Annotated in this window: 12 protein-coding genes; 8 read left to right on the top strand and 4 right to left on the bottom strand. The window is 28.6% G+C overall.

All coding sequences use genetic code 11. From position 1 onward, the window contains the following. Window positions 1-3,186: transglutaminase domain-containing protein (locus Q0V24_RS12265; protein WP_297521899.1), on the top strand; the 3,186-nt coding region annotated here is incomplete at its 5' end. Between the two features lie 147 nt (window positions 3,187-3,333). On the opposite strand, the gene Q0V24_RS12260 is transcribed toward Q0V24_RS12265, so the two are convergent. Beyond that, window positions 3,334-4,602, bottom strand: coding sequence for an ArsB/NhaD family transporter (locus Q0V24_RS12260; protein WP_297521897.1), 1,269 nt, complete (start codon window positions 4,600-4,602; stop codon window positions 3,334-3,336). A gap of 193 nt (window positions 4,603-4,795) precedes the next feature. After that, complete coding sequence (locus Q0V24_RS12255) at window positions 4,796-5,359, bottom strand: NUDIX hydrolase (protein ID WP_297521895.1); 564 nt, start codon at window positions 5,357-5,359, stop codon at window positions 4,796-4,798. Window positions 5,360-5,487: 128 nt separating this feature from the next. Between Q0V24_RS12255 and Q0V24_RS12250 the strand changes: the two genes are divergently transcribed. The 3 genes from Q0V24_RS12250 (at window position 5,488) to Q0V24_RS12240 (ending at window position 7,952) form a co-directional block, all read left to right on the top strand. Beyond that, window positions 5,488-5,844, top strand: a complete 357-nt coding sequence (locus Q0V24_RS12250) for a hypothetical protein (protein ID WP_297521893.1) — start codon at window positions 5,488-5,490, stop codon at window positions 5,842-5,844. Window positions 5,845-6,090: 246 nt separating this feature from the next. After that, entirely contained in the window at window positions 6,091-7,440 is a 1,350-nt protein-coding gene (locus tag Q0V24_RS12245) for a hypothetical protein (RefSeq protein ID WP_297521891.1), read from the top strand. 365 nt (window positions 7,441-7,805) lie between these two features. Further along, window positions 7,806-7,952, top strand: a complete 147-nt coding sequence (locus Q0V24_RS12240; protein WP_297521889.1) for a hypothetical protein — start codon at window positions 7,806-7,808, stop codon at window positions 7,950-7,952. Between the two features lie 65 nt (window positions 7,953-8,017). On the opposite strand, the gene Q0V24_RS12235 is transcribed toward Q0V24_RS12240, so the two are convergent. After that, window positions 8,018-8,779, bottom strand: coding sequence for a vanadium-dependent haloperoxidase (locus Q0V24_RS12235; RefSeq protein WP_297521887.1), 762 nt, complete (start codon window positions 8,777-8,779; stop codon window positions 8,018-8,020). Between the two features lie 185 nt (window positions 8,780-8,964). On the opposite strand from Q0V24_RS12235, the gene Q0V24_RS12230 reads away from it, so the two are divergent. From Q0V24_RS12230 to Q0V24_RS12220, 3 genes are all read left to right on the top strand, one after another. Beyond that, on the top strand, window positions 8,965-10,170 hold the full coding sequence (locus Q0V24_RS12230; RefSeq protein ID WP_297521885.1) for a multidrug effflux MFS transporter: 1,206 nt from the start codon (window positions 8,965-8,967) through the stop codon (window positions 10,168-10,170). A gap of 228 nt (window positions 10,171-10,398) precedes the next feature. Next, on the top strand, window positions 10,399-10,704 hold the full coding sequence (locus Q0V24_RS12225) for a DUF3784 domain-containing protein (RefSeq protein WP_297521883.1): 306 nt from the start codon (window positions 10,399-10,401) through the stop codon (window positions 10,702-10,704). Window positions 10,705-11,067: 363 nt separating this feature from the next. Further along, window positions 11,068-12,432, top strand: coding sequence for a hypothetical protein (locus tag Q0V24_RS12220; RefSeq protein ID WP_297521881.1), 1,365 nt, complete (start codon window positions 11,068-11,070; stop codon window positions 12,430-12,432). 39 nt (window positions 12,433-12,471) lie between these two features. Here Q0V24_RS12220 and htpG read toward each other — a convergent pair whose 3' ends face one another. Continuing rightward, window positions 12,472-14,346, bottom strand: a complete 1,875-nt coding sequence (gene htpG / locus Q0V24_RS12215) for a molecular chaperone HtpG (protein WP_297521879.1) — start codon at window positions 14,344-14,346, stop codon at window positions 12,472-12,474. A 601-nt stretch (window positions 14,347-14,947) separates the two neighbouring features. Here htpG and Q0V24_RS12210 point away from each other — a divergent pair. Beyond that, the gene (locus Q0V24_RS12210) at window positions 14,948-15,790 is read left to right on the top strand and encodes a patatin family protein (RefSeq protein WP_297521877.1); all 843 of its coding nucleotides are present in this window, start codon (window positions 14,948-14,950) and stop codon (window positions 15,788-15,790) included. Window positions 15,791-15,801 lie beyond the last annotated feature (11 nt).

Here is a 15,801-nt window from a genome sequence, read left to right as displayed (position 1 = left end):
ATAGTTAATACTGTTATTAATGGAAAGCTTGGTGATACAGTTTTGGTATATCCAGCAGATGAGCTTGAATCACAGGTTAAAGTAACTTTAAATAAAAAAGATTTTGTTCTTCAGGGACAGAGTGTATCTGTAAATAATGTTTGGAATCAACATATGTTTTCAGTAGGATTTACAGGAGATAATAAACTTGCAATATCTAGTGATTGGGCTCAGACAAATCCTTATTATAAGGGGAGTGATTCACTAACAGTTCAGCTTTTAAATAATAAAGGAGAATCACTTTATAGTAAAATTTTCAAAGGTGGTGTAAAACCAGCACAAGGAGTTAATGAAGTATTAAATGGAAAAAGTTTTGAATATGGAGATATACTTCATATAGTGAGTAATTCTAATGCAAATATAAATGTAGGAACTAATCATTACAAAAATAATATATATTTACAGCTAAATAAAAGTGGAATAGTTTCTTTAGTAGCTAATAATAAAACATATAAAGCAGAATATCAAGGTGATAATACATTAGTAACTGGTACTATAGATGCAAATTCTAATATAAAGGTTATTGCAAATGGCAAAGACTATACTTCAAAATCAAATTCTAACGGAGCTTTTGAGATAAAACTTCCAAGCACAGTAAAAGCAGGGTCTGAAATTAGTATTCTAAATGGACAAGGAGTTAAACAGGTAGTTAAAGTTATATTTAATAGAAATAAGTTTGGAATTTTAAGTAGTTACCTTAAAGTAATTAATGGTTGGGGAAGTGATGCTTTAAATATTAGCTTTAACCCTCAGACAATGCAGGTTAACACTTCAGGATGGAATCAATTCCTTGGACAAAATAATCAAAGTCCATTTATAGGGTTTGGGTTATATGATGGAGAAACAGGTAAGGTTATAAAAAATGTAATGTTTAAAGGTGCAGATAATACAGGGGTGCTAGCTAATTCAATAAATAAACTTGGATTTAAATTTGGTGATATAGTAGGGATTTCTTTTGATAAAGGTCAAGGGAAAGTAGAAATAAATAATTCGAAAACTTTAATAGGGAATTCAACAGGAGCACTTGAATATTTTAGAATAACCCAAAATGGTTTAGTAAAATATGAAAATCCTACAATTATAGAACCTCTTAATGTCTTAACATCAGCGCAAGCTAATAATTTAGATATTAAAGGAAAAACAACAGCGAATACAGAATTGACAGTTAGTGTTAATGGGGAAAATTTCATAGGAAAATCAGATAGTAATGGAAAGTTTTCTATAAAAGTTACTTCAAACAAAGGATTTACAACTTCAACTGCTGTTATAGTTCAAAGTGTAGGTCAAATAGCACAAACTATATATCCAAGTGCTTCAAATATGCTTGAAAGCAATAGTGGAGTTTATATGGCAGGACAATCAGGGTATTATGGAAAATTATTATTTAACCCAGTTACAATGAAAATGAATTGGTTTGATTCTAATTCAACAGTAAATCCAGTAGATAATAATCCAACTACTTATAACCCAAGTGTTAAGCCCGCAAATCTAAATCAACAAATAAATTCTAAGGCAAATTACAAAGTTTTTGGAATTGTGGTTAAATCAAAGGATGGTCAAATTATTTTAAATAAATCTTTTAATGGAACAAATACTTTAGGAGATATTTATAATGCAGTTAATAATATAAGTTTTGATTTTGGTGATACTGTGAGTTTATATCAAAATCATGGTTCAATAGGGTTAAATGTTTTTTCAAATGGAAAGGTAGTTACTCCAAGAATTGATAATATATCATTTATAATTACAGAGAATGGTTTAGTTGATGCAATTAAAGATCAAAGTGTTTATAATGGAGGGTTCAAAGTTTCAAACTATTATTCAGGAAATGGAATAGTTTCAACAGGACTTACAGCTAGTGGCTGGGATAGTGGGTCTAAAGGAATTGCTGATAGTATGGTAATGAATCAGGCTATGAAAGATAGAGTAAACTCAGCAATTAAAGGAGATACAAGTGATGTTGAAAAAGCTAAAGCAATATTTAATATTGTAAGCCCTGTAGCTTATGAGAATGTTGGTGGAAATACAATAAATACTTATGAACATGGTGGAGTTTGTTTTAATAAAGCAAAGCTATTTGCTATAATGGGGCAATATGCAGGGCTTGTAACTAGAATTGTTACAGGATATGCAAATTATCCAAGCAATTATCAAAGATATAGAGGGTATCATTCATGGAACCAAGTTTGGATAGCTTCAGAAAATAAATGGATGACAGTAGATACAACTTGGCATATGTTTGATTGTAATAAATACGTAGATACTAATAGACATAGCTTCTCAGTTCAAGCTACACTTTGGAACCCAGAGTATAGCTATACAAGTTATTTTGAAAATGATCCATCAAAAGCTTGGGAACATACAGGTGAAGTTTGGAATCATGCACTTTATTATAATTTTAATCTTGGAAATGACCCTCAATTTAGAAATCTATTTAAAACAACAAAGGAAATTAATTCTAAAAAAACTATAACTGCTAAGGCTATAGTTACAACAGGAATTGAGAATGAGGCTGTTTATAAAGCAATGGTAGAGGGAGTTGGAATTCCAAATCAAATTGTAAAAATAGAAGCTAATGGTCAAACATTTAGCACAAAAGCTAATACAAAAGGTGATTATAAATTAGAAATAACAACAATAAAACCAATATTAATAACAACAAAAATTTGTGTTATAACAGATGGAGAAAAACAATCAATAGTAAATCCTTCAGTAGTTAATAAGATAGAACTTGCAGATAGTTCAATAATAATAAATGATGGATGGAATTACAATCTTGGGACAATAGGATTTAATACTAAAGAAATGAAAATTTCAGAGAAGCAAGGTGCAGATCTGAGAAGTTTTTATCCTAATAATAAAATAGATGGGATTGGAATTACATTAGATAGTTCAAATGGAACTAGTATAGCAGGAGTTAAAATTAAAGAGAGTAATCCTAATCCAATGAACTTATATACGGAATTTAATGGAAAAGTATTCAACTATGGTGATTCAATAACAATAAATTATAAAGCTGGAACAAATATTACACTTAATAATATTTTTATAGATGGAAAGTTAGTTAAAAAGTATAGCGTATCAAAATCAATAACTTTATACCTAACTAAAGATGGATTAACAACACAAAAACCATTAACTAAATAGAATTTAGATGGCAGACTTTCAAACTGAGAGTCTGTTTTTTTTATTTGATTTTAAAAAACTTAAATACAATTAGTAAAATATGAGGAGAGGGATTTACTTTTATAGTAATAAAAAATGCTCTGAAATTTTTAATTTCAGAGCATTTTCTTATGCGTAAAGCATTAATAAGTATCCTGTACAAATAATCATTGAGAAGATCATAAGTGGGAAACCTATTTTCAGGTATTCTACAAAGGTTATTTTATAACCATTTTTTTCTGATATTCCAGATAGAACAACGTTAGCTGATGCTCCTATAAGACTTCCATTTCCACCAAGACAAGCTCCAAGTGATATTGCCCACCAAAGAGGTGCTATATCAATTCCACTTTTGCCCATTACAAGTACAAGAGGAATTAATGTGGCTACAAATGGAATATTGTTTAGGAATGATGAAACTATTGCAGAACCCCATAACATTATCATCATAAGAAGGATTGGGTCCCCCTTACCATAGTGAATTATAAGATTTGCTATCATATTGATAACACCTGTTTGAACAAGTCCTCCAACCATTATGAAAAGTCCAACAAAGAATAATATAGAATTCCATTCTACATCATTAATAATTGTTTCCATTGGAGTTTTTGATATAAGCAGGAATACACAAGCACCTATCATAGCTACTGCACCAGCATCTAGCCCTATTTGATTAGTGAAAATAAATCCAAGTAATACAAAGAATATAACTATAAATCCTTTTATTAAAAGCTTTTTATCAGTTATTTTTTCTTTAGGATTTAATTTTAATATTGCTATTTTATGATGTTCTTCTACAAAAAGATGTTTTCTGTTAAGTACATATAAAATAATAATAGTAAATATTAATATTACTATTGTTACTGGGAATAAGTGAGTTAGGAAATCTGTAAAGTTAAGTCCTGCAGCACTTCCTAGCATAATATTTGGTGGGTCACCTATAAGTGTACTTGTACCACCAATATTTGATGCGAATATCTCAGTTATAATAAATGGTATAGGATTTACCTTTAACATTTTAGTTATAAGTAGAGTTATAGGTCCCATTAAAAGGACAGTAGTAACATTATCTAGTATTGCTGAGAATAATGCAGTTATAAGACCAAGTGCAAAAAGTATCTTAAGACTATCACCTTTACACACTTTTGCCGTTAAAATGGCTATGTACTCAAAGAAACCTGTTTTTCTAAATATTGCTACAATAATCATCATTCCAAGAAGAACGGCTATTGTATCAAAATCTACATATCCCATAACTTTCCCAAGTGGGATAATTTTAAATGCAATCATAGCAGCAGCTCCTGTTAAAGCTAAAACTGTAATATCAAATTTTTCACTTATGATACCAGCTAGAATAACAAGAAATATTACTACGGAAATTATTTGTTCTGTGTTCATATTAATTATGCCACTAAAAAAAGTGACATTGCCTCCTTCGCAAAGTAAATCGATTATAGCTAAAACACTATTTACCCTACCTAGAAGTGATATAAATTACTATGTGTTTTTAAATAAAACTATATACAGTAAAAAATACCTTATAAAAGAATAATACCACATTTTAAAAATAATTCAAGATTAAAAAGGATAATTATTTAAAATTATCTAATTTTGAGATTATTTTATTAAAAACTACCTGCATATGAGGTTCTTTATTAGTATATCCATCTATATTATTAATATCTATCCAAGCAACTCCTTTATTCTCGTCTTCTTTAATATGAAGAATTTCATCCTCAGAACATTCTACAAGGTAAGTAAATGATATATGAATATGAGGACTTACATACTCACCTTTTTTCATATGACCTATTACATGAAGTAAATCAAGAGAGATAAGACTATTAGTTATAAGTTTTGGATTTTTTACAGAAGCCTCTTCTTTAAGCTCTTTTAAAGCTACATTTATAAGGTCAGAATCTCCATCAGCATGACCACCTGTAAAAGACCAAGAATCAAAAATATTGTGATGAATCATAAGAGTTTTAGTTCTATCCTTATTAACAACAAAAGCAGAACTTGTAATATGAGCTATTTTATTGTCCCTAGATAAAATATCATCAAATTGATTTACCATAGATAAAATAAGTTCTTTATCTGCTTTCTCAGATTTAGTAGTAGGTATATAATTTTTTACTTGTTCCAAATAATTCATAAAAACCTCCATATTTTAAGTAGTATGTATATAGTAGCATAGTTAATATAGAATAAGTATGAAGTTGTTACATATTTGTGATAGAATTTACTTAAACTAAGTAGTAAATAGATTGGAGAGTGACGTATATGTTTTTATCAGGAAAAATAATAGAAAATAATTTAGTATACAACAATAAGTTTAATAATGAAGAGGTTAGTATAGATGTAAGTAATCTTAAAAAAGATGAAGTAGATTTACTTACAACAATGTTTGATATTCTAGATGATGGAAAAGAAAATACAATACTTGCTGAGTATAAGGGGCTAAAAGAAATTACAAGTTCATTTATGATAGAGGTTTTTTGTCAGGAATATGTAAGCAATTATAATGAAGCTGAGATTCGTGAGAAGGAAGAATTTATTTATGAATTATATGATAAAGCCTTAGATAGTGTTTATAAAGGAAGTAAAGTCTATAACACATACATTGAAAAAAATAAATAAGATAGAAAAGAGTTTCTTTATAAGTTAATAAAGAAGCTCTTTTTTCGTGTTGCACTTGATTATACAATCTATCATATAGAGATTGATATTAGAAAGTGATTTCAAAAATGTTAGAAAAATTTAAGAATTTAGGCGAGTTTTGTATAAGAATATGGTGATATAATTAGAAAAATACCTTTAATATGGAGAATTGTTTGAAAGATAAGTTTTAAGCTTTTATAGATATTTTAATTTGAGGGGTGAAATATGTTATTAGCAGGAGTCGGAGTTGGATTAATAGGTGTGGGGGTTCTTTTAGCAAGGAAAGAAGTATTTGCAAATAGAAAGAGATTGGATATAGAGAAGGGCACAGAATTTGTTTTTACAGATTTGGAAACAAAAGAGTTTAGTCTTGAGAAGAAAAATGAAGCTGTTATAGATGGAATGATTTTAGGGGCTGGTGCAAGTGCTGTAACTTTATTTGATATTTATAAAAATATTGAAAATCATGAAGATATAATTGAGTTAGTTGGTGATGGATTTCAGGGGCTTGTAGGTAATAGTAGCCCTCTTGAATGGTTAGATAATTTTAAGGCTATAGAAATGGAGAGTTTGGTTACAAGTATAGATAATACATATGGTGCTATGGAGCATGGTGAGAATATTTTAGATAATGCAGATATAGATATTCCAGAGAGTATATCATATGTTGCGATTGCTCTTTTTGGTGTTAAGACTATAGGAAATATAAAAAATTATTCAGATGGAAAGCAGACATCATATGAGCTTGGGGTGAATGTTGGAATAGATGCAGCAAAGGCTGGGACTGGTGGACTTTTTGCTTTTGGTGGTTCACAGATAGGTGGAGTTATAGGTACTACAATTTTGCCAGGAGTTGGAACAATTATTGGAACGGGTATTGGCACAATAGTTGGTGGTATAGCTGGTGGTGGAATATTTTCTTATGTAAAAGATAGAATAAAATGGGGTAAAATAATAGATTGTGTGGAGCATATAGGAAAAAAGTATACTACTGGGTTTAGTCAAAAAATGAAAAAAGATTTGAAGGCAAAGTATATGAAGTTAGAAAAGCTAGAAGGATTATTAAAAAAAGAAGAAGAAATAAAAAATAGATATATGGGAGAACTTGATCCATATAGCAATAAAAAGGTTAGTGTAGAAGCTATTTTAGCATATGAGTATGCTAAAAGTTTAGAAGTTTCAATTAAAAAGGTACATATGACTGTTGATGGATTTTTCCCAGAGATAAAAAAGCTTTGCAAAGCTTGTGCTGATAAAAAAGGTGGAGGAAAAAGTGATGAAAATAAGTTTCTTGGGGAACTTATAATGACAAGTGGATTTTTATTAGATGATGAAAGTTTAAACTTAAAGGATAAAGAGTATATAAGAAATTATCATATGCAAAAATCAAAGGTTATGAGTCATCCTTATAAATTTTCTAATGATACAAAAGAGATATTTCAGGGTCTTTTATATAAAAGGTTTAGTGAAGTACCAAATGTAGAAGTTGCATTCAAATTAAGAAATTTAGCTCCTATGTATTATGGGGGTGCAGTTATTTCTGTAATTACTGGTGTAATATTAATTTTTGTTTAAAATTATATAAAGCAAAAAATCATTGGATGACAAAGATTCCAATGATTTTTTGTTATGTGTGTGTATTTAAAATATTTTTGGGGAAATTTGGGTCATATAAGCAAAATAAAAACTTTAGTACTACAAGTATTTAAAATACTTGTGAGATTTTGTAATTAATATTTTTATTAAAAACATATAACTAAAGGTCTTATATGTATTCTGAACAATTAAAGTAGGTTTTATACATATGGATGAAATTATTTTAAAAATATTCCAAAAATTTACATGAAAATGTTTACTTTTTAAAAGATATGGTTTACAATAAATTTATAAGGTAAAAAATGGGATTTATTAAAACTAATAATTTATTGAGAGGTGCTATTATGGATTTAAAAAATAATCAAAATTTTATCGAGTGGATGTCAGAGAGAAAAGGGTTAGTTGTTGAAGGGCAAGATGAAGCAATACTTACAAATTTCTGGAATGAATATCAAAGAGAAATAGAATATGATGCAATATTAGGGTTTTAAATTTAAAAAAATAGAGTTAAATATAGAAGAAAGTGTTTCTGACAATTAAGCCAGAAACACTTTTTTTAATCTCTACATATAAGATAATCTATTTCATGTTGAGTTTTAAGGTAGTCAACACAAATTTGCCCAATTTGTCTTCCAAGTTTTAAACCTTCTGATAAATCAGATCTAAAATGAATACCACCATAAAGTCTAGAGATTGAAGCATCTTCTACCATTTCGTTAATTGCAGGATATTCATTTGGGAAGAAGTATGATAATACAACTTCTATAGTAGCAGAAACTACTGAATGTCCTGATGGATAAGTTGGGAATATTGGTGTTGGAACTGCTGTTTCAAGATTTCTATCAAGCTGACAAGGTCTTGCTGCATCCCAGTAATATTTATATAGCCAAGTAATTACAAACGCATCATTCATAGCATTTTGAAGACATGAGAGTATTCTAGCTGATTTAGGTGGGGTAACATTATAAGCAGTAAATAGTTCTAAGAAAATAGGTGACCATTGCTGTGAGGGTACACCAGCACCCCAAAATTTAGCCATACCTTCTTGGTTGCAAGTTAAATTATTTTGAACATATTTGACCTCTTCAAGTTCTGCATAAAAGTCAACTGTATTAGGATTTTCTATATCAAATAGTATTTTTTGACCAAGAAGGGTACAAAAACTACCATCAGGGTGTCTTTTTAAAAAATAAAGTGGCCATGAATTTGCTGATGGGTCTATTCCATCATGTGGTTTAAACATACCAGGGTAAGGGATTTCTGACCATTTTTCTTTGCAAGAGCAATTGTTAAAGCTGTAAATATAATTAAGATCCATATAATCCTCCAATTTAAAAAATTCATAGTAATATAAGTTATGTTTTTTTTATAAAAGAGGTTACACTTAGAAGAAAGAATTGGATTTAATGTTTTACAACAAGATGAAAGAAGAGTATCATAGATAACATTGTTTATAAATTTTTGAGTGTTTTAAAGCACTTAATTTACAGAGGAGAAAATAAAATGGAAACGGAAGAAAAAATAAACCAAAAATATTTAAAGAAAAAATGGTTTATAGCATTTATAGGATTTTTAAGTGCATTTGTACCAATGTCTACAGATTTATATCTGCCAGCATTACCTGATATGGTAAAGACATTTCATACAAATGTAGCATTTCTTAATTTAACAATTACCCTTTTCTTTGTGTTTTATGCAGTAGGGATGCTTATATGGGGTCCACTTAGTGATAAACATGGAAGAAAAAATATACTTCTTGTAGGGATGGGTTTTTATCTTGTAGGTAGTATACTTTGTGCATTTGCAGTAAATGTACCTATGCTTATAGGATTTAGAATAATTCAGGCAATAGGAAGTGGGGCAGCAGTTTCAGTTGCAACAGCAATGATGAAGGATGTTTATACAGGAAAAAAACTTGTAGCAATGCTTGCAACTGTGCAGTCTATAGCTATGACATCACCAGTTATATCACCTTTTGTTGGTTCGTTAATTCTAAAATATACTTCTTGGAGAGGAATTTTTGTTATTCTAACAATAGTAAGTATTATTGCGTTTATTGGTGGAATGCTTTTAACAGAAACTTTAGAAGTAAAAAGTACTGGGAATGTTATAGAAGTATTTAGTAAACTTCATGTAGTTTTAAAGAACCCAGCATTTACACTTTTAATGTTTGTATTTGCACTTATATCATTGCCTTTAATGGCTTATATAACAATGTCATCATACATATATATAACAGGATTTGGACTAAGTGAGGAGCATTATAGTTATTTCTTTGCTATAGGTGGAATTTTCCTTGTTATGGGACCAATGCTTTATATTAAACTTGCAAAGAAATTCAAACCTAATAATATAATAATAGCATTATTTATAATTGTTATTATTAGTGGAGTATGTGTAGCTTTATTTGGAGAAAAATCTCCAGTAATACTTATAGTAACAATTGTTCCAGCATTGATGTTTGGAAATATGCTAAGACCTCCAGGGACTCATATATGTCTTGCGCAGCAAGATGATAATATAGGTTCAGCTTCATCACTTGTTAGTTTTACTAACACTATGATAGGAAGTATTGGGATGATTATTATAACACTTAATTTTGGTAGTAAGATACTTAATATAGGAATAATGTATATTTTAGTAGGGATACTAGGGCTTATCTTATGGCTTATATTCCATAAGAAATCTTTTATAAGACAAGCTAAATAAAAAATAGTAAACTTTGGTCTTTTAACTTTAGAGTAGTTGAAAGACTAGAGTTTTTTTATGCTTTAATATATATAAATAAGTATATCAACATTTATGTAAACATATTCGTATGTTTAGTAGTGGCATAAAATTACGAACAATAAAAACATAAATTACATAAAAATTCATAAGCAAATTTATGTAACTTGAATAGTATATATTAAAGTAATATTTACAGAGGAAAAACATATGAGTTTATATATTCCAAATGGATTATTTTTAACAATAGGAGTAATTTTAATCATCATTTCAATAGTTATATGGTGTACTAAATCACTAAGAGTAATAGCCGCTCATAATGAGGAACGAGTATATAATGAAGAAAAACTTTTAAAGTGGACTGTTCTAAGTTTTCTTATATCAGGAATTCTTATAGTGATAGGGTCTGCACTTGCTATGGTATATACATTTATTAATAGTGCAATTATTTTTGGAATTGTGATATGTGCAATGGCTTTAAGTGTGGGTATTGGATGTACTAAGTATGAAATTTAAATAATAAATATGAAAGAATCTATAGATATATGGATTCTTTTTATTATGGAAATTTATTTTTTAGAGTTAGTTTTCTATATATGGAATAGAAGTATTAATTTAGTTTATAAGACATTTAAAGTATTTCTGTCTTTTAATACTTTGATATAAAAATACTAGGGAATAAAGAAGTTTTAGTTATGTAATGGATTTTAAATATTAGTTTGATAATTCAAAGGGATAGTATTGTTATTTGAGGTAGCAAATAGTATCATATAATTACTATTCTGATAAGGACTATTTCTTTATCAGAATTTTTTTGTTTTAGGGGATAAATATGTTTTAGAGACAGTTATAAATTTACATCAAGAAGAGGTATTATCTATGGGAAATATTTTAAACTTCTTGGGGCAAAGTGTAAACACAATTTCAAATATTATTTGGGCATGGGCTATGCCTTTAATAATAATTATTACGTTAATTATAGTTATAAGAATGATTTTTAAAGTTAAAAATAAAACAACTTTAAATAATGGGCTACATTTATTTAAAACTATGAAAAATAGTATTGTTATAATGGGAACAGTTATAGGAACAGGGGCTTTAATTGGTGTTCTAGGTTCTCTTAGCAGTACAGCAGAACAAGGACAAACTTATATAGAGGGAATAGTTTTGTGGGCGTTTATAGGGCTAATTCTTTTAGCACCACTTGCTTATTCAGAAACTCTTATGGGGAAAATCTTAAATAAGACTACAGTTGAGTCTATTAAGATGTTTTTTGGAAATGGGCTTTGTAATGTTTATAAGATAGTATTTACAATTATTTTTGTATTTGGTTTTGGGGGATTCCAATTTAGTGCTATCAATGGAGCTGTTGATATAGTTGCTATAAAAAGTGGAGTAGGAAGAGTTTCTAATAATGAGATGTTCTTATTTGTTATAGTACCTATAATGATAGTTCTCTCAGCAATTGTTCTTATGAGAAAACAAGGTATTATAATAAAAGCTTTAACAACACTTACAACAATATCAGTTAGTGTATATATTACATTCTTTATCATATTCTTTTTTAAGACATATGATTTTTGGCCAGTATTTTTTGGAAGAATGATAGATTCAATGAGGCATCCTGTTACTATGTTTATAGGGGTTCCTCTTGGACTTATGGTAGGAATTCAAAAAATTATGCAGGTTACTGATGTTGGGATAGGAGTTTATGGAATGGCAGCAAAGCAAAGTAAAACTAGTCATAGAGAAACTGCGCTTGCATCTGCTATGGTCATTTTAATGCTTTTCATAGTTGGAATATTTGCAACAACTTATGTAACTTCTTTTGGAGTTCAAAATCATCTTATAAATCTTGGTGCAGATAATTCAGTAGTTTTAACAGGATATTATGATTCAGCAATTAAGGTTACAGGAGTATTTGGAGCTATTGCAGTTGCAACATTCTCGATACTTACAGGGCTTTCAGCACTTCTTGGGAGATATTATTTCCTTATGATGATTGTTGAGAAAAATGAAAAGCTTAGAATTGCAACTTATATAATTGTTTTAACAATTACAGGAGCACTTGCAGTTTATGGATTATCACTTGTATTTAATCTTGTAGATTTATTAATTTTTGTAGCATTTGCTATAAATCTTGCAATACTTTATAAGTTTACAAGTAAGGAGTGGAAGGCCTATATAATAGATTGTAAAGAGTGTGAAACTGGTGAAATGATAAAAATAGAAAAAAATAGTTAAAAAAAGGTTATCCTAAAATTTTAGGATAACCTTTCTTGATTATTTCATTAATTTACAAAGATTATTAGTAAATTCAAGTGGATCTTCTATACTAAGACCCTCTATTAATAAAGCTTGGTTATAAAGAATATTTGCATATAATCCAAATTTATCTTTATCATTTTCAAATGAATCTTTTAATGAATTAAAGATATCATGGTGAATGTTAATTTCAAGTATTTTCTCTGATTTAACATCTTGATTACTCGGCATAGCACTAAGTATTTTTTCCATCTCTATTGATAAATCTCCAGCAGTTGATAAACAAACAGGTGAAGTTTTTAGTATGCTAGATGGTTTTACATCAGAAACTTTACCTACTAAAGCTTCTTTTAGTGAAGCAAATAAGTCTTTATTTTCTTCTTTTATAACTTCATCTTCTTTATTTTCAGTTTCAAATCCTAAATTCCCACTAGAAACTGATTTAAATTCTTTTTCTTTATATTTTTCAAGAATTTTTATAGCAAATTCATCTATATCATCTGTGAAGTAAAGTATTTCAAATCCTTTATCAAGAACCATCTCTGTTTGAGGCATTCTTGCAATTTTTTCTTTACTCTCACCAGCAGCATAGTAAATATACTTTTGATCCTCACTCATTCTTTCTATATATTCATCAAGAGTAACAAGCTTTTGCTCTTTTGATGAGTAGAACATTACAAGTTCTTTAAGTTCATCTTTATTTGTACCAAAGTCTTCATACATTCCATATTTTAATTGTTTCCCAAATTCTTTAAAGAATGTATCATATTTTTCTCTATCATTTTTAATTAATGATTTTAGTTCGTTTTTAATTTTAGTTTTTATATTTTTAGCAATTTGCTTTAACTGTCTATCATGTTGTAATAACTCTCTTGAGATATTAAGTGATAAGTCTTGTGAGTCAACTATTCCTTTTACAAATCCAAAGTAGTCAGGAAGTAAGGCTTCGCAGCTTTCCATTATTAATACACCATTTGCATATAATTCTAGACCTTTTTTGTAGTCTTTAGTGTAGTAGTTATATGGTGTACTTGATGGAATAAATAATATTGAGTTATAACTTATCATACCATCAACACTTATGTGCATATGTCTTAGTGGTTTATCAAAACCAAATCTTTTTTCAGCATAGAAGTTATTATAATCATCTTGTGTTAGCTCATTTTTATTTTTTCTCCATAAAGGAACCATACTATTTACTGTTTCTTCTACTATAAAATCTTCATATTCTGACTCGCTACCTTCTTTAAGTTTTGAGTTAGTTACATCAAGTTTAATTGGGTATCTGATAAAGTCAGAGTATTTTTTTATAAGTTCTCTTAATTTATGAATATCAAGATATGAATCATAATTTTCATCTTCATCATTATCTTTAAGTTCTAAGATAATTTGTGTTCCAACTGAATCTTTTGTAGTTTCCTCTACTGTATAACCTTCAACACCATCTGAAACCCACTTATAAGCTTTATCAGAATCAATAGATTTAGTTATAACAGTAACATTTTTAGATACTAAAAATGCTGAGTAGAATCCAACACCAAACTGCCCGATGATATCAATGTCTTCTTTTAAATCATTTTCTGTTTTGAATTTTAAAGAACCACTTTTGGCTATAATACCAAGATTTTCATTAAGTTCCTCCTCATTCATACCAATACCTTTATCTATAATAGTTAAAGTTCTATTCTTTTTATTTGGTATGAGTTTTATAAAGTAATCAGCTCTATTAAAAGTTAAAGAACTATCTGATAATGTCTTGTAATATACCTTGTCTATAGCGTCACTTGCATTAGAGATTAGTTCTCTTAAAAATATTTCTTTGTTTGTATAGATTGAGTTAATAACGATATCTAGTAATCTTTTTGATTCGGCTTGAAATTGTTTCTTTTCCAAATTAATCATCTCCTAATAAAATACTAATACTTTAAATTAGCACTCGAAAGATTAGAGTGCTAATTTATCTATAATTATTTTATATCACTTTAAAATTTTATTGTCAAATATAGAATAAGTTAGAAAGATAACGGAAATAGAAGAATTTTAAAGAAAATACAAAGGCTTAATTAAAAAGTATAATATTATCAAATATAAAATTAGAAAAGGCATCTTATTATACTACAGAGATATGAAATCAGAGCAAAATCTTGAAAGATGAGAATAGTGCTTTAAATAAAGCAAAAAGAAGGGAGTAAAGAGGCTAAGTTTGATATTGCTAGGGAAATGTTATCAAGTGGATTAGATACAGAAATGATAGCAAAACTTACAGGGCTTTTAGAATGTGAAATAGAAACTTTAAAGTAGAAAAAAGTATATGAGGAATGATAACTTCACTATAAGATGTTGCTAGGTCATCAGGGTGAATCCAATTATAAGAAGTTTCTTTGACTAAGTAGGTTTTGCTAGTGCCTATTGTATTACCATAATTAAGTAGGTTATAAAAATTAAAAATTTACACAAACTCTTAAGTAAGAGAACAAATTTAAGAGGTGAGTGTATGCCAAGTTTAGTTTTAGAAGGTGGTTCATTTAGAGGAGCATTTAGTGCTGGTGTTATGGATGCGCTTTTAGATAATGAAATTATGTTTCCTTATTGTATTGGAGTTTCTGCTGGGATTTCTAATTGTTTTTCTTATGTTTCAAAGCAGAAGGAGAGGAATATTAGAGTTTTAGAAAAGTACAGAAATGACAAAAGATATATAGGTGTTAAAAATTTTATAAAGCACAGAAGTTTATTTGGTCTTGATTTTATATTTGATGAGATTCCAAACAAACTTGATTTATATGATTATGATACGTTTAGAGCTTATGAGGGGAAAATAATTGTAGGAGTTAGTAATATTTTAACAGGGAGGGCTGAATATCTTGATGGAAAAGAGATTGATAAGCCATGTACTATGGCTAGGGCAACTTGTGCTATTCCAATTCTTTTTCCTATCATAAGTATTGGTGAGAATAAATATTATGATGGTGGGCTTTGTGACCCTATTCCAGTACAAAAAGCTATTGATGATGGTAATGAAAAACATCTTATAATTTTAACAAGTCCAGATGGATATAGACTTGGTGCTGAGAGAATAAATAAAGTTGCTTCAAGACTTTTAAAAAAGAAATATCCAAAGATAGTAGATAGTTTTTTAACTAGGCATATTAAATATAATGAAACATTAGACCTTTGTGAAAGGTTAGAGTTAGAGGGAAAAGCAGTTATTATAAGACCAAGTAAGGAAGAGTGTATAAATGGTTTTGAAAAAGATATAAAGAAGATTAAAAAGATTTATAATCATGGTTATAATGTTGGAATAGAAAATGTAGAAAAGATAAAAAAACTTTTTGATTAAAAAAAGAATAC

Origin of the sequence: uncultured Clostridium sp., assembly GCF_947039605.1 — a bacterium.
Taxonomy (GTDB): Bacteria; Bacillota; Clostridia; order Clostridiales; family Clostridiaceae; genus Sarcina.
This window is presented reverse-complemented; position numbering and strand designations above follow the sequence as displayed.

Bases quoted from the DNA above. Each gene is read 5' to 3' on its own strand.
- Q0V24_RS12260 (WP_297521897.1), bottom strand. From the start codon at position 4,602: ATGAACACAGAACAAATAATTTCCGTAGTAATATTTCTTGTTATTCTA.
- Q0V24_RS12255 (WP_297521895.1), bottom strand. From the start codon at position 5,359: ATGAATTATTTGGAACAAGTAAAAAATTATATACCTACTACTAAATCT.
- Q0V24_RS12250 (WP_297521893.1), top strand. From the start codon at position 5,488: ATGTTTTTATCAGGAAAAATAATAGAAAATAATTTAGTATACAACAAT.
- Q0V24_RS12245 (WP_297521891.1), top strand. From the start codon at position 6,091: ATGTTATTAGCAGGAGTCGGAGTTGGATTAATAGGTGTGGGGGTTCTT.
- Q0V24_RS12240 (WP_297521889.1), top strand. From the start codon at position 7,806: ATGGATTTAAAAAATAATCAAAATTTTATCGAGTGGATGTCAGAGAGA.
- Q0V24_RS12235 (WP_297521887.1), bottom strand. From the start codon at position 8,779: ATGGATCTTAATTATATTTACAGCTTTAACAATTGCTCTTGCAAAGAA.
- Q0V24_RS12230 (WP_297521885.1), top strand. From the start codon at position 8,965: ATGGAAACGGAAGAAAAAATAAACCAAAAATATTTAAAGAAAAAATGG.
- Q0V24_RS12225 (WP_297521883.1), top strand. From the start codon at position 10,399: ATGAGTTTATATATTCCAAATGGATTATTTTTAACAATAGGAGTAATT.
- Q0V24_RS12220 (WP_297521881.1), top strand. From the start codon at position 11,068: ATGGGAAATATTTTAAACTTCTTGGGGCAAAGTGTAAACACAATTTCA.
- Q0V24_RS12210 (WP_297521877.1), top strand. From the start codon at position 14,948: ATGCCAAGTTTAGTTTTAGAAGGTGGTTCATTTAGAGGAGCATTTAGT.